Origin of the sequence: Halomonas sp. DN3, from assembly GCF_024137905.1 — a bacterium.
In the GTDB taxonomy this organism is placed as follows: Bacteria; Pseudomonadota; Gammaproteobacteria; order Pseudomonadales; family Halomonadaceae; genus Halomonas; species Halomonas litopenaei.
On record NZ_CP099965.1, the window covers coordinates 3,348,997 to 3,367,998 of the forward strand.

14 protein-coding genes are annotated in these 19,002 nt (G+C 63.9%); 6 read left to right on the forward strand and 8 right to left on the reverse strand.

Translation table 11 applies throughout. The features are described from left to right. Positions 1–77 precede the first annotated feature (77 nt). Together NKF27_RS14535 and NKF27_RS14540 are read left to right on the forward strand one after the other, a co-directional pair. The gene (locus tag NKF27_RS14535; protein WP_253552617.1) at positions 78–779 is read left to right on the forward strand and encodes a gamma-glutamylcyclotransferase; all 702 of its coding nucleotides are present in this window, start codon (positions 78–80) and stop codon (positions 777–779) included. Between the two features lie 125 nt (positions 780–904). Further along, positions 905–2,164, forward strand: a complete 1,260-nt coding sequence (locus tag NKF27_RS14540) for a threonine ammonia-lyase (protein WP_124803013.1) — start codon at positions 905–907, stop codon at positions 2,162–2,164. A 54-nt stretch (positions 2,165–2,218) separates the two neighbouring features. Here NKF27_RS14540 and NKF27_RS14545 read toward each other — a convergent pair whose 3' ends face one another. From NKF27_RS14545 to NKF27_RS14570, 6 genes are all read right to left on the reverse strand, one after another. Then, positions 2,219–4,555: an ATP-binding protein gene (locus tag NKF27_RS14545; RefSeq protein ID WP_253552619.1), complete on the reverse strand. Its 2,337-nt coding sequence runs from the start codon at positions 4,553–4,555 to the stop codon at positions 2,219–2,221. Between the two features lie 6 nt (positions 4,556–4,561). Next, positions 4,562–5,056 carry a molybdopterin-dependent oxidoreductase gene (locus tag NKF27_RS14550; RefSeq protein ID WP_108133826.1) on the reverse strand — a complete coding sequence of 165 codons (495 nt, stop codon included), beginning with the start codon at positions 5,054–5,056 and terminating at the stop codon, positions 4,562–4,564. 103 nt (positions 5,057–5,159) lie between these two features. After that, entirely contained in the window at positions 5,160–7,424 is a 2,265-nt protein-coding gene (locus tag NKF27_RS14555) for an ATP-binding protein (RefSeq protein ID WP_253552621.1), read from the reverse strand. Between the two features lie 24 nt (positions 7,425–7,448). Beyond that, positions 7,449–7,889 carry an oxidoreductase gene (locus NKF27_RS14560; RefSeq protein ID WP_253552628.1) on the reverse strand — a complete coding sequence of 147 codons (441 nt, stop codon included), beginning with the start codon at positions 7,887–7,889 and terminating at the stop codon, positions 7,449–7,451. A gap of 796 nt (positions 7,890–8,685) precedes the next feature. Beyond that, complete coding sequence (gene folE2, locus NKF27_RS14565; protein WP_253552636.1) at positions 8,686–9,681, reverse strand: GTP cyclohydrolase FolE2; 996 nt, start codon at positions 9,679–9,681, stop codon at positions 8,686–8,688. Positions 9,682–9,876: 195 nt separating this feature from the next. Further along, entirely contained in the window at positions 9,877–10,818 is a 942-nt protein-coding gene (locus NKF27_RS14570) for a LysR family transcriptional regulator (protein ID WP_253552638.1), read from the reverse strand. A gap of 402 nt (positions 10,819–11,220) precedes the next feature. On the opposite strand from NKF27_RS14570, the gene trpB reads away from it, so the two are divergent. The 3 genes from trpB (at position 11,221) to sstT (ending at position 14,909) form a co-directional block, all read left to right on the forward strand. Continuing rightward, positions 11,221–12,468, forward strand: coding sequence for a tryptophan synthase subunit beta (gene trpB / locus NKF27_RS14575; protein ID WP_253552639.1), 1,248 nt, complete (start codon positions 11,221–11,223; stop codon positions 12,466–12,468). A 25-nt stretch (positions 12,469–12,493) separates the two neighbouring features. Next, positions 12,494–13,321 carry a tryptophan synthase subunit alpha gene (trpA, locus tag NKF27_RS14580; RefSeq protein ID WP_253552648.1) on the forward strand — a complete coding sequence of 276 codons (828 nt, stop codon included), beginning with the start codon at positions 12,494–12,496 and terminating at the stop codon, positions 13,319–13,321. Positions 13,322–13,688: 367 nt separating this feature from the next. Beyond that, a complete protein-coding gene (gene sstT, locus NKF27_RS14585; protein ID WP_253552650.1) occupies positions 13,689–14,909 on the forward strand; it encodes a serine/threonine transporter SstT in 1,221 nt (406 codons plus the stop codon). A 102-nt stretch (positions 14,910–15,011) separates the two neighbouring features. Here sstT and pflA read toward each other — a convergent pair whose 3' ends face one another. Both pflA and pflB read right to left on the reverse strand, forming a co-directional pair. Beyond that, positions 15,012–15,758 (reverse strand): pyruvate formate lyase 1-activating protein, encoded by a 747-nt coding sequence (pflA, locus tag NKF27_RS14590; RefSeq protein WP_253552657.1) that lies wholly within the window; start codon positions 15,756–15,758, stop codon positions 15,012–15,014. 88 nt (positions 15,759–15,846) lie between these two features. Further along, positions 15,847–18,123 carry a formate C-acetyltransferase gene (gene pflB / locus NKF27_RS14595; RefSeq protein ID WP_253552658.1) on the reverse strand — a complete coding sequence of 759 codons (2,277 nt, stop codon included), beginning with the start codon at positions 18,121–18,123 and terminating at the stop codon, positions 15,847–15,849. A 370-nt stretch (positions 18,124–18,493) separates the two neighbouring features. Between pflB and NKF27_RS14600 the strand changes: the two genes are divergently transcribed. Continuing rightward, entirely contained in the window at positions 18,494–18,994 is a 501-nt protein-coding gene (locus NKF27_RS14600) for a hypothetical protein (RefSeq protein ID WP_253552666.1), read from the forward strand. The last annotated feature ends 8 nt before the right edge of the window (positions 18,995–19,002 follow it).

Sequence of the window (19,002 nt, forward strand, 5' to 3'; positions counted from 1 at the left end):
GCCCGGCGCAGTGACGGCGTGGCGGTATCGACTCGAGCACCACCAGTCCGTCTGACTTCATTCGACAAGGATCTTCGATGCACCCGCAGGACTCCCCTTCCAACCGGCCAATGCCTGTCAGCGTGGACACCCGGGAAGCCAATCGACGCCAGGACCATTTCGGCTCTCGCGAGGCGATCTGGCTGTTCGGCTACGGCTCGCTGATCTGGAAGGCGGACTTCGCCTATCGCGCACGTCGTCCAGCGCTGATCGAAGGCTACGCCCGCCGGTTCTGGCAGGGCTCCCACGATCATCGCGGCACTCCTGAGGCTCCTGGTCGCGTCGCGACGCTGATCCACCAGCCGGGCTCGCGGTGCCTGGGCATGGCCTACCTGATCGGGCCGGAGGTGTTGGCCCCCCTGGACCTGCGTGAAAAGAACGGCTATCTGCGTGAGCGTGTCACGCTGCATTTTCTGGACAACGATCTCGCCGACAACGATCAGCCTGATGTCGATGACCCGCTCGACGATGACGGCCTGACCACCGCCAGGACCGCCGAGGGGCTGGTCTACATCGCCGGTGATGCCAACCCGGCCTATCTCGGTGACGCCTCCGATGACAGCATCGCCGAGCAGATCGCCCACGCCCATGGCCCCAGCGGCCCCAACAGCGACTACCTGCTGCACCTGGCAGACGCCCTGCATGCCATGGGAGGCGAAGACGACCACGTCTTCGGCCTGGCGACCGCCCTGCGCCGTCGAATGCGCCAGGCGGCGACTCACCCGGCTACCACCGACTGAGCGCCGCCCTTCCCCTCGGCAATGCCGGCCACGCCAGGCTCTCGGATCGAGCCGGCGACCCCGCCGGCGACACCTTGTGCCGGACGACCTCCGGCCATCTGTCTGTTACCCGCTGGAGATCCCGGATGAGTGTGACCCTTGAAGACATTCGACGTGCCGCCGATGCGACCGTCGGCCATATCGCCCGTACTCCCTTTCTGCATTCCGCCACGCTGTCGCGGCTGGCCGGCTGCGAGTTGTACATCAAGTTCGAGAACCACCAGTTCACCGCCGCCTTCAAGGAACGCGGCGCCCTCAACCACCTGCTGTCCCTGTCCGAAGACGAGCGCCAGCGGGGGGTCATCGCCATGTCGGCCGGCAACCACGCTCAGGCGGTGGCCTACCACGCCTCAAGGCTAGGCATCCGGGCGGTCATCGTGATGCCGCGCCACACCCCCAATCTCAAGGTCAGCAATACCCGGGCCCTTGGCGCCGAAGTGCACCTGGTCGGTGATGGGGTGGACGAGGCCGGAGACTACGCGGCTCGCCTGGCCGAGGAGCACGGCTATGTGTTCGTCCACCCCTACGACGACGAGCGCGTGATTGCCGGCCAGGGCACCATCGCGCTGGAGATGCTCGAAGACGTGGCGGATCTGGATGCGCTGGTCATCCCCATCGGCGGCGGCGGCCTGATCGGCGGCAATGCCGTGGCCGCCAAGGGACTCAATCCCGACATCGAGATCATCGGGGTGCAGACCGCCCGCTTTCCCGCCATGCAGCAGGCGCTGGCGGGTGAAAAGATCCACTGCAGCCTCGCTACCATTGCCGAGGGGATCGCGGTCAAGCAGCCCGGCAAGATCACGCGAGAACTGGTGCGCGAGCACGTCAGTGACATCCTGCTGGTCGACGAGGCCACCATCGAGCGGGCGATCCTGATGTTCCTGGAGATCGAGAAGACGGTCGCGGAAGGCGCCGGTGCGGCGGGACTCGCTGCCGTATTGAGCCAGCCGGAGCGGTTCCGCGGTCGCAAGGTGGGGCTGGTCCTGTGCGGCGGCAATATCGACATGCAGGCGCTGTCGTCGGTGATCCAGCGCGGCCTGGTGCGCTCTGGTCGCATCGTGCGCGTTCGCGTGGGCATCTCCGACGTACCCGGCTCGCTGTCGGAGTTGACCCAACTGCTCGCCGAGCAGCGTGCCAACGTCATCAGCATCACCCACCAGCGTACCTTCACCGACCTGTCGCTGCGCGCCACCGAGGTCGAAGCCACCCTGGAGACGCTGGGCAGCGAACATACCCGAGAGGTCATCGAGGCCCTGCGCCATGAGGGCTACGATCCGGTGATGCCGGCCAATGAGGTGCATCCGGACGAACGTTGGGCCAGCGGCGTGGCTCCCGGCGACGTCTAGGCCCCGCCAGCGGCGGGACGTCACCTCATCGAAGGGTCCCGCCCAGGGCCGCTTTCAGGTCTGCAACAGCCCCGCCGATCGCAGAGCCTGGCCGGTCGCCGGGCCCAGCCGGGCGAGTATCTCGAGCTGTGTCTCGAGTTCCGCCTGCTGGCCGTCGTTTGCCATGCGCTCCACTCGGGCGGCCTGCGCCTCCAGGGCCTGGCAGCCCAGCGAAGCAGACACGCCCTTGACGTCATGAGCAATCTGACCGAGTGCCTGGTGGTCGCCGACCGACAGCGCCTCTCGCATCTGCTCGAGCCGCTCCGGGAAACGCTGCAGATAGTTGGCCACCATGCGACTGAGGCCCTGGGGCGACATCACCTGACGCAGCTCCTCTACCGTGTCTCCGGCGAGCAGCGTCTCGTCGATCCGGAGCCGATCCTCGAGCATCGGGGCAACGACGGCGGGTGCCGCTTCGACAGTACCGCCGAAGGTCTCGTTATCCAGGCCGCGGTCCGGACCACTCGCCCTGCCATCGCAACCCCTGCCATCGCCCCCCCTGCCGGCATTGTCGCCACCTGATGGACTCGCGGCAGCGGAGCTCGGTGCCGCGTGCACCCGGCTGTAACGGCGCAGCGCAGCAGACAGCTCCTTGCGCGAGAACGGCTTGCCGATGACGTCGTCCATTCCCGCATCGAGACAGGCGCGATGATGCTCGGGCATGACGTTGGCGGTCACCGCGATGACCGGCAAACGCTGGATCCGCTGGCCCTGTTCGCGTAGAGCCTCTTCGTGCTGGCGCCAGCGACGCGTGGTCTCCAGCCCGTCCATCACCGGCATCTGCATGTCCATCAAGACCAGATCAAAACGTCGTTGGCCCAGGGCCTCCAACGCCTGCTCGCCATTGCCCACCAGTTCGCAGGTCTGTCCCAGTCTGGTCAGCATGGCGGCCACCAGCTCGCGATTGAGGGCATTGTCCTCGACCACCAGCACGTGCTGGCTTTCCAGCGGCTCCTGCTGCCCGGTGCTGGCAGCCCCCTCTTCCACCCCCGCCACCACCGGCAAGGGAAGATCGAACCAGAATCGGCTGCCGGACTCCGGCTGGCTTTCCACCTTGAGCTCTCCGCCCATGGCCGCGACCAGCTGCGAGCAGATCGCCAACCCCAGGCCGGCACCCTCATGACGGCGTGACAGGGCGGTGTCGGTCTGGGCAAAGGGCTCGAAGATGCGCTGCTGGTCCTGCTGGGCGATACCGCAGCCGGTATCGTAGACCATGAAGGTCAGCCGGCCGTCCCCATTGTCGGAGACCCGGAGCATCACAAAGCCACTTTCGGTGAACTTGAAGGCGTTGTTGAGCAGATTCATCAGCACCTGGCGCAGCCGGTGCACGTCGCCATCGACCCAGGTGGGCAAGGCGGGAGCGGCACGCATCAGGAACTGCACCCCGCTGCGGCTCTGGGTCTGATAGCCGGTCGCGAGTTGCTCCAGCATTCTCGACAGGTGGAAGGGTTGACGTTCGACCGCCAGGTGCCCTGCCTCGATACGGGTGTAGTCGAGCACGTCATTGATCACCGAACGCAGCCCAGCGGCGCTGTCACGCAGCCCTTCTATCTGACGGCGCCCCTGATCACTCAAGGGCTCGTCATGCAGCAGCTCGGCCATACCCAGCACGCCGTTGAGTGGCGTGCGGATTTCATGGCTCATGATGGCCATGAAGTCGGACTTCGCGCGATTGGCCACTTCCATGCGCTGATAGGCCTCGCGCAAGGTTTCGGACTGGGATTCGAGCAAATGGGTCTTGTGGCGATGCTGACGCGCCTCCTTCACCAGCGCACGAATCAGCACGCCACCGGCGATCAGCGACAGCAGGATCGAGATCAGCACTGCGATGTACAATCGCCCGAGCACGCCCATGTCCGCGCTGCGCTCTTCTGCGGCGATTCGACCATGATGCAGCATCAATTGCCGACTCAGTTCCTGCGCTTCGCCGAGACGCTCTATCAGTTCGCGTCGCAGTGCAGCGTCATAGGCAACGTCTCCATCGGCCACCGCAATGAAGCGTCGATCCAGCCGTTGCATGCCACGATCCAGCTCGTCGATCAGCTCACGACCGGTCTCGTAGCGATCCAGGAAGTTGCTCGTCTGGCCCTCCAGCAGCACCATGAAGCGCCCGTACAGCAGTTCGAAATCCAAAAGGGTCTCGTCCAGCCGGCTATCGCCGCGCTCCCAGATGGCCAGCCGCAGATCGCGCAGCGAGCGATCGTACTGATACAGGGTCCAGGTGACGGTATCGACGTCTCGGTGGTAGATCGCCTTGTTGCGGTCATAGATCAGCCCTCCTGTCACCATCACGGCGACAATGAAGACGACGGCGGCAATGGCAGGAATCCTGATGCGCAGACGATGGGCCATGAGAACTCAGTTGACGTCGATGCGGGCGACCTGCCAGACAGATCGACTGAAGTAGATATTGGTCTTGAGTTCCGGCTGGTCGTCGAAAGGATAGACCACGAACAAGGGGCCCTTGTCGCGGATTCTCATGCGCTCTCCATCGCGGCGCATGGCGAGGATCACGCCATGTTCGTGGGCGTCGCTCACCGGCATCAGCGTCTCGTAGTCCTTGATGGCGGCCACCCTGAGCTCGTCGCCCTCGGCCTCCACCGCCGCCAGTACATCGCTGAGCAGCGGCCCCTCAAAGCGAGACTGACCATCGATCCAGGGATTGCCGGTCACCACGACATGCTGGGGCAGCGCCTCGAGCATGGCGCGGTCGAAGTGGGCTTCATCACTCACATTGGTCACGGAGATGCGCCCACCCACCTCGAGGATCACCCTGCCACCGGGGGCGTCCAGCGCAAGAGCCTGTCCGACCATTCCCCATAGCATCACCAACGCGATGGTTCGCCATCCCATGACGCCTCTCCCATTGAAAATCGGCATTCTCGACGAATTTTTGCCGTACCAGCGACATGCTACTGCCAGTTCAACGGCCAGGGAAGGCATTCACGCTCAGGATTCAGCGAAAGCTGTCGAGCACTCCGGTGGTTCGCCAGGCAAGACCGGTGCGGGTGCCGATGTCCTCCAGTTCCTTGATCAGCGGCACCAGCGGCTCGTGACGGCCCATCTCACCGTGCTCGATGATCGCCTCCACCACCGCGACCACTGCCGTGCACCCCAGGGTGGTTGACGCATGATGAAGCTCCCTGGCCTCACCGACCAGCATGTCGAAGTCCCTTTCTTCGTGGGCCGTGTAGAGCCTCGCGATGCGAGCAGGAAAGCGGGCCAGGTAGCCGCGTACCATGCGCTCCAGAGCATCCGCCGAGACCATCGAGCGCAACTCTTGAAGCGTCGTTCGCGACAGCAGGTCGGCACTGGCGACTCTTTCTTCCGTCGCCGTCTGGCTGGGCGCGGAGGCCCCTTCGTGGGCGGATGTACTCGGAGTCGTCCAGAAGTTTTCGTCGGGGTCGAGGGAGGGATAGACCCGAGAGGGAAAGCGACCAAGCACCTGGCCTAGATCCTGACGCGTGAAAGGCTTGCCGATCAGGTCATCCATCCCCGCCTCGCGGCTGGCCCGGCGATGTTCCGGCAGAACGTTGGCCGTCACCGCGATGATCGGCAGCCGAGCGTCGTCGTCGCCATCACCACGGTGGATCGCCGCTTCCCGCTCGCGCCAGCGCCGGGTCGTCTCCAGACCATCCATGACCGGCATCTGCAGATCCATCAGCACCAGATCGAAGTCACGCTGTGACAGCGCCTGCAGCGCTTGCTCGCCGTTGGACACGACTTCGCAGGACTGGCCCAGGCGGGCCAGCATACTGGCCACCAGCTCCCTGTTGAGAAGGTTGTCGTCCACCACCAGCACATGGTGCGGCGCCAGCGGCGCCGGGGCAGACGCCACCTCGACCTTCTCCTCTTTCTGATCGCTGGCGGGCAAGGGAAGTTCGAACCAGAATCTGGAACCGCTGCCCAGCTGGCTGTCCACCTTGAGGTCGCCCCCCATGGCGCGCACCAGGCTACGTGCGATGGGCAGGCCAAGACCGGCACCGTCATGACGCCTGGCCATCACCGGATCGGATTGTTCGAAGGGCTCAAAGATGCGCTCGACATCCAGCTGAGATATCCCGCACCCGGTGTCGTAGACGACGAAGGCAATGCGCTGATCCTGGGCACAGGAAACCCTCAACATCACGAACCCCTGGCGGGTGAACTTGAAGGCGTTGTTCAACAGGTTCTGCAGTACCTGGCGCAGCCGATGCTGATCTCCTTCCACGCAAGCGGGCAGGTCCGGGGCCAGGCGCATCAGAAACTGCACATCGCCCAGGCGTTGCGAACGATAGCCCAGGGTGGTCTGGTCGAGCATATGGCGCAGCGCAAACAGTTCGCGCTCGACCTCGATCCGGCCGGTCTCCAGCCGCGTATAGTCGAGTACATCGTTGATCACCGAGCGCAGTCCCGTCGCGCTGGCCTCCAGGCCTTCGATATGACGCTTGCCCTGATCGCTCAGGGATTCGTCGCGCAGCAGATCGGTCATGCCCATGACGCCACTGAGCGGAGTGCGCATCTCGTGGCTCATGATCGCCATGAAATCGGACTTGGCGCGACTGGCGTTCTCGGCACGCTCCACCGCTTCCTTCAATGCTCGCGACTGGGCCTGCAGCAACTCCGCCTTGAGGGTGTGGGCACGCCCCTCACGCATCAGCGCCAGCACCAGCACGGTACCGGTCACCATGATCAGCACGATGCAGGCCAGTACGACACCATAGAGACGCAGCATCGACTGGGTATCTCGGGTGCGCAACTCGGCCACACTGGCCTTGTGTTGCAACAGCATGTCGCGACTGACGTTCTGCAACTGCCCCAGGGTCTGCTTGAGTGCATCCCTGTCGTCGTCGAGCAGGCGCCCCCCCTGCTCCAGAGGCTCGACTCGCCCCCCCAGATCGTCGATCAATTGCTCCGCGCGCCGATACAGTTCCTGGGAGGCACTGGTCTGACGCAGAAAGTCCCGAGTCTGCCCCTGACGCAACAAGTCGCTTCGTCCGTGCAGAATCTCGTAGTCGAGGACCAGGCTATCGATATCATCCGCGCTGACCTCGGCGGCCTGAATGCGCATTTCGCGCACCATGCGATCGAACTGGTAGAGGTTCCAGGTGACGGTATCGAGGATGCGATGCTGCAATTCCTGCTGCCGATCGAAGGTCAGGCCTCCCGCCACCAGTGCCGCGACAAAAAACAGCACCGTTGCGGTGGCCGCCACCCTCGAGCGATACGGCAGTTTCAGCATAATCTGACCTCGGCCACCGGCGGCTCAGTGGACATCGATGGACTCCACCTGCCAGACGGACCGCGTCAGGTAGACAGCGTTGTAGATTTCAGGATGCTGATCAAAGGGATAAATCACAAACAGGGGCCCTTGATTGCGCACTTCCAGGCGCTCGCCATCGCGCCACATCGCCAGCACAAGGTTGAAGGTCGAGGCATCCTGCACCGGAACCGACGCCACAAAATCGTTCAATGCGGAAACACGCAGCTCGGTACCGTGCGCCTGGACCGCATCGAGCAGCCCCTCGAGCAGAGGCCCCTGATAGACAGAGGCACCGTCAAACCAGGGGAGATGGGTCGTGATCGTGCCCTGGGGCAGCGCCTCGAGCATGTCGCGGTCGAACCAGGCCTGATCACCGACATTGGTGACCCCGATGTCACCGGACACCTTCAACAAAGGCGTGCCCGAGGGCTGTTCGAGCGCCATCGACAGGGGCGACGCCAGTGTCAGCCCCAGGACCATGAGTCGCCAGCAATATCTCACATCTCCCCCTATGGCCACCTGCTTGGGCGTGGAAGCAATCTTCGCTTATATGCTGAATCAGCTACCGATGATGTGAAAAGAGTAAAGCAAAAGACACAAACCGTCACGTTTAGAAACCTGAAGCGCCTCTCTACTACCCTTCCATGGTGAAAGACGACCCTCGGGAGACACCAGTCGACACGGACGCGTCTACCCACCAGGCAACAATGGCGTGCTGTTTTCGCAACGTCATGGATGTTTCATGGCCTTGTCATGACCACGCCCTGAACGGTGTGTTCCGTCCTATAAAACCACGTCTCAAACCCCTGTTTCGACCTGCCCTCCCACCAAGTGGTCTCCTACGCGTGCCGAAGCACATATCCTTGCTGGCTTGCCAGCCGGCCATACCAGGATAAGACCGCTTCGGGCCCTTGCGCACGCTACCAGATCACAGCACGCATCCTCACTAGCCTGCCGGCCGGCTCTACAAGGACAAGTGCACTTCAGGTACTTGCCCACGCTACCAGATCACAGCACGCATCCTCGCGAACTTGCCAGCCGGCTATACAAGGACAAGTGCGCTTCAGGTACTTGCGCACGCTATCAGATCACAGCACGCATCCTCGCTAGCCTGCCGGCCGGCACTACAAGGACAAGTGCGCTTCAGGTACTTGCGCACGCTACCAGATCACAGCACGCATCCTCGCTAGCCTGCCGGCCGGCCATACAAGGGCAAGGCCGCTTCAGGTACTTGCCCACGCTACCAGCGCCAACTGCTGCGGGCCACGGCGTCGTGGGCGTGCAGGCTCTCGGCATGGATCACCTTCTGTTCGAAGCCATCGATGCCCGGGATGGTCATCAGGCAACCATGCACGCGGCGCGCGGCGTCCTCGCAGAACATCAGGTTCTGCCCGTTGGCCAATGCAAAGGCCTGTTCGTCGGGACGCTTGACCGCGGTCTGCAGCGCCGTGCCCAGGCTCTGCTCCACCCTGTCGATGACTTCGACCATGGGGACGTCCTCGACCTCGAGGCCCAGCCTGAGCGCCATGATCACCTGGCTGCGCTGGCTATGAGGCGTCGCCACGATCCCCGACTCCCGTCCCAGCCAACGGTGCACCTCATCACGCGCCGGATGAGGCTCTGCGGCAAAGTCACGGTTGAACTGTTGCTGGATCAATTGACGCGCCAGCGCCGCGGAACAGGGGCAAGTGGAGGAATAGCCCACCTCCAGACGCAGGATTACCGACCGCAGGCCACCTCGTTGCTCGATTTCAAGGTGAAAGGGGTAGGCCTTCCAGCCAGCCAGGTCGCTGACCAACGCCGGACGCTTCAACAGCAAACGTCCCTCGAGAGACAGGCTGGCAGACCGGGAGAGACCCTCGTGACTGTCGAGAAAGCGTGCCAGGCAGGCGTCCAGTCGAGGCAACGTCAGCGCTTCTTCGGTCAGCTCCTCAAGCGCCAGGTACAACCTCGACATATGAATCCCGCGGGCCTCCGGGGCGTCAAGACTGACCCCTGCGTTCACCCTGGCTTCGATCCGCTGTCCCGCCAGTTCGACGGGCAGCGCGATGCCCTCCATGCCGACCCAGTCCAGGGCGGCGCCCTGGCTCAGCTGCTGCAAGGCTACATCCGACAGCCTTTGTGGATCGTCGATGGGCTCCCTCCCCCGGGCGTCTGTGTCGCTGACCGTGTCGTTGACCGTATCGCTGACTGTGTCGTTGACGGCCTGGTTGGCCTCGATCTGTGCGTCATTCATCCTTTCACCGCCGGTTCAGTCTGATAAAAAACTACGTTATAACATAACATTAATAACGACTGCATTCGGACATCCTGCCCTACCACCAGCACGCAGCAGCGCGACCAAGCAGCCGTTCACAGCGCGGCAAGCCACATCATTGCCGGCTCGCACCTCGTATCAGCCCAGCACCTCGTATCAGCCCAGCACCTCGTATCAGCCCAGCACCGGCGCTTCGGCCAGCTCTGCCGCCAACCAGTCGGCCAGATCATTTGCCAGCGGATGGCGCGCCCCCCTAGGCCCGGCTGCCAGTTCCAGCACCAGGCAGGCGTCGGTGGCGACAAAGCCCCAAGGCGCCACCAGGCGCCCTGTGCGCACGTCCTCTTCCACCAGGTAGTCCGGCGCAATGCCGACCCCAAGCCCCACCAGGGTCGCCTCCAGCAGGTAGTTGAGGTGCTCGAAGCCCTGGCCCATCGTCAGCCGCTCCGGCGCGATCCCCTGGCGGCGACTCCAGTCCCCCCAGGCAGAAGGACGTGAACGGGTATGCAACAGCGCTTGGCCGAGCAGTACCCGCGGGTCGGGCGGGCTTGCTGTAGCCCCGCCGGACCGATGCAGCTCAAGCTCACGACTGAGCACGGGACCGATGCGTTCCTGCCCGAGGATACGGGTGACCTCGCCCGGCGGCTCCCCTTCCGGCAAGCGCTGAAAGCGCAGCACACCATCGACCCCGGATAGCGTCGCGACACCTTCCTCACCGGCGGTCAGATGCAACTCCAACTGCGGCAGAGCCTGCTTCAAGCGGGCCAGTCGAGGAATGAACCAGCGCGCCAGGAAGGAGCCTGGGCAGCTCAGCACGAAGGGCGACTGGACGCTGGTGCGAGCGACCTCGGCGCAGACCCGTGCCAGGGCGCCAAGATGGAAGCCGGCGGCGTCAGCCAGCTCACGGCCGGCATCGGTTAGTCTCAACCCCCGCCCTTCCTTCTCGACCAGGGCAACCCCCAACTGGTCCTCGAGCAGCTTGATCTGACGACTGACCGCACCATGGGTCAGGTGCAGCGAGGCCGCCGCCCGCGACACGCTACCGTGGCGCGCCAGCGCCTCGAAAGCCCTGAGCGCCCTGAGCGAGGGCAACGGGACGTCCTGGTTGTGCGATGTCATGGCGAGCGTCTCTCCCGGCTTGGCATGGGGTGTCTTGTCTTATCTTTCTGGGCTTGTCTTTCTGGGCTTGTCTTTCTGGGCTTGTCTTTCTGGGCTTGTCTTGTCTGGGCTTGTCTTAGCTTGTCTGGGCTGGGCTTGTCTTGTCTGGGCCTGGTGTGACCCGGCGCCCAGAGGTCAGCTGATGGTGCCACCGCGTGCCGTGCGGGCGGACTTCCGGGGCACGGCTCACGGCCGCATTCGGGACCACAGTGAAGGGCCAAGTGGTCTTGCAGCTCCTCAACTGGTGAGATTTTCTCACACATCCTGGCCGTTATTTCGATTTTTTCCGGCCTTATGCAGCGCTACGCTGCTGTCCATGCCATTCGGGGCGCAGATCGCGCCTGGTCAGCCTTGGAGCCCGTCATGAACCAGCAACGCCCAACTCCCAGCCTCCGTCACGGACCCGACCCTCGTGGTTTCTTCGGTGACTTCGGCGGTCGTTTCGTGGCCGAGACCCTGATGCCGCTGATTCTGGATCTCGAGCAGGAATACGACGCCGCACGCCAGGACCCGAGCTTCGCTGACGAGCTGGCCTCGCTGTCGGCCGACTACGTCGGACGCCAGAGTCCGCTGTACTTCGCCGAGCGCCTGACCGAGCATCTGGGCGGCGCGCGCATCTATCTCAAGCGCGAAGACCTGATGCACACCGGCGCCCACAAGATCAACAACGCCCTCGGCCAGATCCTGCTCGCCCGTCGCATGGGCAAGCGTCGCATCATCGCCGAGACCGGCGCGGGCATGCACGGTGTGGCCACCGCCACCGTCGCCGCACGCTTCGGCATGGACTGCGTCATCTACATGGGCAGCACCGATATCCATCGCCAGCAGCCCAACGTACAGCGCATGCAACTGCTGGGCGCCAAGGTGATTCCGGTCACCGCCGGCGACGGTACCCTGAAGGACGCCATGAACGAGGCGCTGAGAGACTGGGTCACCAACGTCGACTCCACCTTCTATATCATCGGCACCGTGGCCGGCCCCCACCCCTACCCAGCGCTGGTGCGCGACTTCCAGTCGGTGATCGGGCGAGAGGTGCGCGACCAGATCACCGCCAAGGAAGGACGCCTGCCGGATTCGCTGGTCGCCTGTATCGGCGGCGGCTCCAACGCCATGGGCCTGTTTCACCCCTTCCTCGACGACCCTGAAGTGGCGCTGGTCGGCGTCGAGGCGGCCGGCGAAGGCCTCGACACCCCACGCCATGCGGCCAGCCTCAAGGGTGGACGTTCCGGCGTGCTGCACGGCAACCGTACCTTTCTGCTGCAGGACGACGAGGGCCAGATCAGCGACGCCCACTCCATCTCCGCCGGCCTCGACTACCCCGGCATCGGACCCGAACACGCCTGGCTGCATGCCATCGAGCGCGCCGAGTACGTGGCGGCCACCGATCGTGAGGCGCTGGACGCCTTCACCCTGCTGTGTCGCAAGGAAGGCATCATCCCGGCGCTGGAGTCTTCCCACGCCCTGGCCGAGGTGATCAAGCGCGCCCCGCGACTGCCGGCGGATCATCTGATGGTGGTCAACCTGAGCGGCCGCGGCGACAAGGACATGGCCACCGCCACCGAATGTCTTGCCGATGAACTGGGCCTGGGAAAGCCCGACCAGCAGGACTGACACCCCGGATTCCAGGAGAGAGACCATGACCACGACCACTACTGCCGAGGGGCGCCTCGCACGTCGCTTCGCCGAGACTCGCCAGCAGGGACGCGCCGCCCTGGTGACCTACATCGCCGCCGGTGATCCCGACTATGACACCAGCCTCGCGACCCTCAAGGGCCTGGGCGAGGCCGGCGCCGATGTGATCGAACTCGGCATGCCGTTCACCGACCCCATGGCCGACGGCACCGCCATCCAGCATGCGACCCGCCGGGCGCTGGATGCCGGCCAGACCATGGACAAGACCCTCGAGATGGTCCGCCAACTGCGTCGGACCGATCAACAGACACCGGTCGTGCTGATGGGCTACTACAACCCCATCTACGCCCGTGGCGTGACACGCTTTCTCGATCAGGCCAAGGCTGCCGGCGTCGACGGTCTCATCGTGGTCGACCTGCCGCCGGAACACGACGACGAGCTGTGCCTGCCTGCCAATCAAGCCGGGCTCAACTTCATTCGTCTGGCGACCCCCACCACCGACGCCCGACGCCTGCCGGGCGTACTCGCCAATACCTCAGGCTTTCTCTACTACGTCTCGAGCAACGGCGTCACCGGCGGTGCTGCGCCGAGCGCCGAGCGCGTGCAGCAGGAAGTCGCGCGGATCCGCGAGCACAGCGATATTCCCATCGCCGTGGGTTTCGGTATTCGCACCGCCGCCCAGGCCAGGCAGATCGGCGCCTTCGCCGATGGCGTGGTGGTAGGCTCGGCGCTGATCGATGCCCAGGCCAGCGGCGACTCCCCCGGCGAAGGCACCCAGGCCGTTCTCGCGTTGACCCGCGAACTGGCCCAGGCGCTCATCGACGCCCGCTAAACCCTGGTAGACAGACACGGGTGGCAAGATTCCAGCAGCATCCCCTCGATGTCCCAGCCTCGCGCCACATCCTTTCTCGAAAGACGCCTCCTCCCCCACGCGAGCCCAGCCGATCAGGCGGGGCTTGCTGCCATCGGGCCGAACATCTTCACGACCCAGTCAATATTTTCAGCTGACACCTGGAATGCAGCCACACCATCTATCCAACTGCTGATCCATGCCAGATTCTTACTCCTGATATCATGCTTAAGTCGAACCGTTGGCGATGACCGGTGGTGATAGAATCGCGCTCCTTCCGGCCACAAGCCGACGCCCATCCGTCCTGACGCGACGGTCGATGCACACTCCACGCTTCGAGACCAGAGCCATGTCCACCTCCTTGAGCGCCCCCTTCAAGGCGCTGAATCGTCTGGGGCTGATCCCTCAGATCGTGATCGGTATCCTCTGTGGTATCGCCGTCGCCACCCTTTCCCCCGAGTTCGCCACCTCGGTATCGCTACTCGGCCAAGTATTTATTTCGGCCTTGAAGGCGATTGCCCCGGTACTGGTCTTCGTGCTGGTGATGGCGGCCATCGCCGGCCATCAGCGCGGCCAGCCGACCCAGATCCACAGCGTGCTGGTGCTGTATCTGATCGGCACCCTGGTGGCGGCGCTGGTGGCGGTAGTGGCCAGCTTCGCCTTCCCCACCGAACTGACCCTGAATACCGCCCAGGCCAGCGGCAATCCGCCAGGCGGCGTGGTAGAGATCCTGCGCAACCTGCTGCTGAGCGCCGTGGCCAATCCGGTCAGCGCACTGATGGACGCCAACTTCATTGCCATTCTGGTGTGGGCCGTCGGCCTCGGCCTGGTGCTGCGCAGCGCCAGTGCCGCTACCAAGGGCATGATCGAGGACCTGTCCCAGGCGGTATCGACCCTGGTGCGCTGGGTCATTCGCCTGGCACCGCTGGGCATCTTCGGACTGGTCGCCGGTACTCTGGCCGAAGCCGGTATCGCTGCGCTGCTGGAGTACGCCCAACTGCTGTCGGTGATCGTCGGCTGCATGCTGTTCGTCGCCCTGGTGACCAATCCGCTGATCGTCTTCCTGGCCACTCGCCAGAACCCCTATCCGCTGGTCTTCAGCTGCCTGCGCGGTAGCGCCATCACCGCCTTCTTCACCCGCTCAAGCGCAGCCAACATTCCGGTCAACCTGGAGCTGTGCAAGCGTCTGAAGCTGGACGAGGACACCTACTCCATCTCGATTCCGCTCGGCGCCACCATCAATATGTCCGGTGCTGCCATCACCATCAGCGTGATGACGCTGGCCACCGCCCATACCTTGGGCATCAGCGTGGACTTCGTCACCGCCCTGCTGCTGTGCGTGGTCTCGGCCCTGGCCGCCTGCGGCGTCTCCGGTGTGGCCGGTGGCTCGCTGCTGCTGATTCCCATGGCCGCCAGCCTGTTCGGCATCTCCGCCGACGTGGCAATGCAGGTGGTCGCCATCGGCTTCGTCATCAGCGTGGTCCAGGACTCCACCGAGACCGCCCTCAACTCGTCCACCGACGTACTGTTCACCGCCGCCGCCAGCCGCAGGGGCGAACTGAGCGACTGACGCCCAGGACGCTGCCATCCCTGTCGACCCCGCAAGACAGCGAGCCCCATCACCGTGAAGTGATGGGGCTCGCTACCTTCTTCGAAGGGTCGATGACTTGCTTCAGCCAGCAACGACCTCTGGGTGATATTGAGAGGCGATCGTCACCAGACGCTGCATGGTCTCACCACTCGGTGGCTCCACCCCCGTCAGCGGATAGCGCTCTCCCAGCGCCTGCCACTTGTACTCGCCGAGCGCGTGATAGGGCAGAAGCTCGATACGCTCGACGTTGTCCATGGTCTCGATGAACTCCCCCAGCAGGTGCATGGATGCCTCGCTGTCGGTAAAACCCGGCACGATCACCTGACGAATCCAGGTGGGCTTGCCGATCGCCGCCAGGTGACGGGCAAAGGCCAGGGGGCGGCGTCGAGGGATGCCGGTGAGCTCACGGTGCACGCCCTCGTCGAGATGCTTGAGATCCAGCAGCACCAGGTCAGTGGCAGCGAGCAGCTCGTCGAGGACCTCATCGTAGTGACAGACGTAGCCGTTGGTGTCGAGGCAGGTGTGCATGCCCTCGGCCTTCGCCGCCTGAAACAGGTCGCGGACAAATGCCGGTTGCAGCAACGCCTCGCCACCGGTGCAGGTGATACCGCCCCCCGACGCGCGCATGAACGGCAGATAGCTCCTGGCTTCGGTGAGGATCTCGTCCACCGTCACCTCGCGCCCGCCCTGGCGATCCCAGCTGTCACGGTTATGGCAGTACTGACAGCGCATCACGCAGCCTTGCAGAAACACCAGAAAGCGAATGCCGGGACCATCCACCGCACCGCAGCTCTCCAGGTGGTGTAGACGACCTGTGCTCGACGACATCGGGACTCCTCATCAAAAGGGGCTCCGGGTGTGACCCGGAGCCCGGAAGGGGGCCACTGTCGCGGCCCCGGGCGAGACGACTATCGGCTCAGAGCGTTTCGGTGAAGGTCCGCGAGATCACGTCGCGCTGCTGCTCTGCGGTCAAGGAGTTGAAGCGCACCGCATAGCCGGACACGCGGATGGTCAGCTGGGGATACTTGTCCGGATTGACCACGGCGTCTTCCAGCATCTCGCGGTTGAGCACGTTGACGTTCAAGTGCTGGCCGCCTTCCTGGCGCTCGCTGTGATGGAAGTAGCCATCAAGCAGGCCGGACAGGTTGCTGCGCTGGGCGCCCTCGTCCTTGCCCAGCGCTCTGGGCACGATGGAGAAGGTATAGGAGATACCATCCTTGGCGTGGGCATAGGGCAGCTTGCCCACCGACGTCAACGACGCCACCGCGCCCTTGGTATCACGCCCGTGCATGGGGTTGGCACCCGGTGCGAAGGGTTCGCCGGCGCGACGACCGTCCGGCGTGGTGCCGGTCTTCTTGCCATAGACCACGTTGGAGGTGATGGTCAGCACCGACTGGGTCGGCTCAGCGCCGCGGTAGGTGTTGAGCTTGCGGATCTTGTTCATGAAGGTCTCGAGCAGCTCGCAGGCGATATCGTCGACGCGCGGATCGTTATTGCCGAAGCAGGGGTAGTCGCCCTCGATCTCGAAGTCCACCGCCACGCCGTCGGCGTCACGTACCGGGCGTACCTTGGCGTACTTGATCGCCGACAGCGAGTCCGCCGCCACCGACAGCCCGGCGATGCCGCAGGCCATGGTGCGCTTGACGTCGAGGTCATGCAGCGCCATCAGCGCCGCCTCGTAGCTGTACTTGTCGTGCATATAGTGGATGGCATTGAGCGCGGTCACGTACTGGCGTGCCAGCCAGTCCATCAGGCCATCCATGCGCGCCCATACCTCGTCGAAGTCGAGCACCTCGGTGGCAATCGGCTCGCTTCTGGGGCCCACCTGGATCTTCAGCTTCTCGTCGACGCCGCCATTGATCGTGTAGAGCAGGGTCTTGGCCAGGTTGGCCCGGGCGCCGAAGAACTGCATCTGCTTGCCGATCACCATGGGAGACACACAGCAGGCGATGGCGTAGTCATCGGAGGCAAAGTCCACACGCATCAGGTCATCGTTCTCGTACTGGATCGACGAGGTGTCGATGGACACCTTGGCGCAGTAACGCTTGAAGCCGTCGGGCAGCTGTTCGGACCACAGCACCGTGAGGTTGGGCTCCGGGCTCGGGCCCATGGTGTAGAGGCTGTTGAGGAAGCGGAAACTGGTACGGGTGACCAGGGTGCGTCCGTCCAGCGCCATCCCGCCCAGACACTCGGTGGCCCAGATCGGATCGCCGGAGAACAGCTCGTCGTACTCTGGGGTACGCAGGAAGCGCACCATGCGCAGCTTCATGATGAAGTGATCGACCAACTCCTGGGCGCGGACCTCGTCGATCACGCCCTGGCGCAGGTCGCGCTCCAGGTAGATATCGAGGAAGCTGGAAGTACGCCCCAGTGACATGGCGGCACCGTTCTGGGACTTCACCGCGGCAAGATAGCCGAAGTAGGTCCACTGAATGGCCTCCTGGGCGGTGGCAGCCGGTACCGAGATGTCAAAACCGTACTTGGCGGCCATTTCCTTGAGCTGGCCCAGTGCACGGTGCTGCTCGGCGACTTCCTCACGCAGCTGGATCACCGCTTCCAGGTCCTCGCCCTGCTCGAAGCGCTGCTGCAGCGAGGCAAACTGCGCCTGCTTGTCACGCATCAGGAAGTCAACGCCGTAGAGAGCCACCCGGCGGTAATCGCCGATGATGCGTCCGCGACCGTAGGCATCCGGCAGCCCGGTCAGCACCCCTGACTTGCGGCATTTGAGGATGTCCGGCGTGTAGACGTCGAACACGCCCTGATTGTGGGTCTTGCGAAATTCGCTGAAGACCTTCTTGACCTGAGGATCGAGTTCACGGCCATAGGCCTGGCACGAACTCTCCACCATCTTGATACCGCCATTGGGCATGATCGCCCGCTTCAACGGCGCCTCGGTCTGCAGCCCGACGATGGTCTCGAGCCTCTGGTCGATATAGCCGGCGTCGTGCGCGGTGATGGTAGAGACCAGGGAGGTGTCGAAGTCCAGCGGCGCATGGCTGGCGTTTTCCTGCTTGACGCCTTCCATGACAGTGTCCCAGAGCTTCCGAGTGCTGGCGGCCGGTTCACTGACCAGGAAGCCCTCGTCACCCTCGTAGGGGGTCACGTTGGCCAGCAGAAAGTCCCGTACGTTGACGTCCTGCTTCCAATCGCCGCCGGTAAACCCTTCCCACGCTTGCGCGAATTGCTCTTTCATCGACTTGCACCTCAACAGAGTAAATGACAACGCTAGTCCTGTATGCTGAGCGACGGCCATCCCTCGGAGATGGCAGCCGACCCGCCTGTTCGGTGGCAGCAGCGGTCGCCGCATCGGAGACGGCGTGTCTGCTGCTCGCTTCTCGTTCGGCGAAAAAACACCTGCCCTCGAGAGCACAATTCGACCTTAGCAGTAGTCCCGTCGCTCCTACTTGACCCGCATCATGGCTCCACATAACGGCGGCGCCGCGATAGCGAAGCGGCCCAGAAACCTGCACCAGGCCAATTTCGCGCGGCGAGGACGGCCGCCTGCGCTATGCTGAGAAAGGCATACGTAGGCCTGAGCCCTGTCCCACCGCCGGATGCCCGTGATGAACAGCTTTCCCACGCTACTGGAGTACGGTCTGCCAGGCTTCGCCGTGGTGCTGCTGATCCTTGGCTACCACCTGCTCAACAAGACCCACACCCTGTTGCTCAACGAGCGCTCCGGCGAGACCCGTGAGGGCACCGAGCTGCGCATTCGCTATCTACAGGAGATCTCCAAGAACGCCAGGCTGTTCATGGCGCTGAGCCTGTTGTTCTTCGTCGGTGGGCTGGCCATGGCGATGATGAAACCCTCGAGCCAGGTCAATCTGTCCATCGCCCCGCCCGAGGGCGTGCTGCCGGTCATCCGCCTGCAGGAGCGGGACATGCCGCTGGATGGCCGGGGCACGGTCGTGCTGAAGGTCCAGGACGACAATGTGCTGCGCATCTTGAACAACGATCTGCACGGCCGCCTGATCTCCATCGAGCAGGAGCGCGACGCCTTGAAGAGCCAACTGGCCGACGTCATCGCCGCAGCGGAGCGAGATTCTCCGCAGGTAGGCTTCTAATGAAGAGC

What these genes read in the sequence shown, in the direction of transcription:
- NKF27_RS14535 (WP_253552617.1), top strand. Translation starts at nt 78, where the DNA reads ATGCACCCGCAGGACTCCCCTTCCAACCGGCCAATGCCTGTCAGCGTG.
- NKF27_RS14540 (WP_124803013.1), top strand. Translation starts at nt 905, where the DNA reads ATGAGTGTGACCCTTGAAGACATTCGACGTGCCGCCGATGCGACCGTC.
- NKF27_RS14545 (WP_253552619.1), bottom strand. Translation starts at nt 4,555, where the DNA reads ATGGCCCATCGTCTGCGCATCAGGATTCCTGCCATTGCCGCCGTCGTC.
- NKF27_RS14550 (WP_108133826.1), bottom strand. Translation starts at nt 5,056, where the DNA reads ATGGGATGGCGAACCATCGCGTTGGTGATGCTATGGGGAATGGTCGGA.
- NKF27_RS14555 (WP_253552621.1), bottom strand. Translation starts at nt 7,424, where the DNA reads ATGCTGAAACTGCCGTATCGCTCGAGGGTGGCGGCCACCGCAACGGTG.
- NKF27_RS14560 (WP_253552628.1), bottom strand. Translation starts at nt 7,889, where the DNA reads ATGGCGCTCGAACAGCCCTCGGGCACGCCTTTGTTGAAGGTGTCCGGT.
- folE2 (WP_253552636.1), bottom strand. Translation starts at nt 9,681, where the DNA reads ATGAATGACGCACAGATCGAGGCCAACCAGGCCGTCAACGACACAGTC.
- NKF27_RS14570 (WP_253552638.1), bottom strand. Translation starts at nt 10,818, where the DNA reads ATGACATCGCACAACCAGGACGTCCCGTTGCCCTCGCTCAGGGCGCTC.
- trpB (WP_253552639.1), top strand. Translation starts at nt 11,221, where the DNA reads ATGAACCAGCAACGCCCAACTCCCAGCCTCCGTCACGGACCCGACCCT.
- trpA (WP_253552648.1), top strand. Translation starts at nt 12,494, where the DNA reads ATGACCACGACCACTACTGCCGAGGGGCGCCTCGCACGTCGCTTCGCC.
- sstT (WP_253552650.1), top strand. Translation starts at nt 13,689, where the DNA reads ATGTCCACCTCCTTGAGCGCCCCCTTCAAGGCGCTGAATCGTCTGGGG.
- pflA (WP_253552657.1), bottom strand. Translation starts at nt 15,758, where the DNA reads ATGTCGTCGAGCACAGGTCGTCTACACCACCTGGAGAGCTGCGGTGCG.
- pflB (WP_253552658.1), bottom strand. Translation starts at nt 18,123, where the DNA reads ATGAAAGAGCAATTCGCGCAAGCGTGGGAAGGGTTTACCGGCGGCGAT.
- NKF27_RS14600 (WP_253552666.1), top strand. Translation starts at nt 18,494, where the DNA reads ATGAACAGCTTTCCCACGCTACTGGAGTACGGTCTGCCAGGCTTCGCC.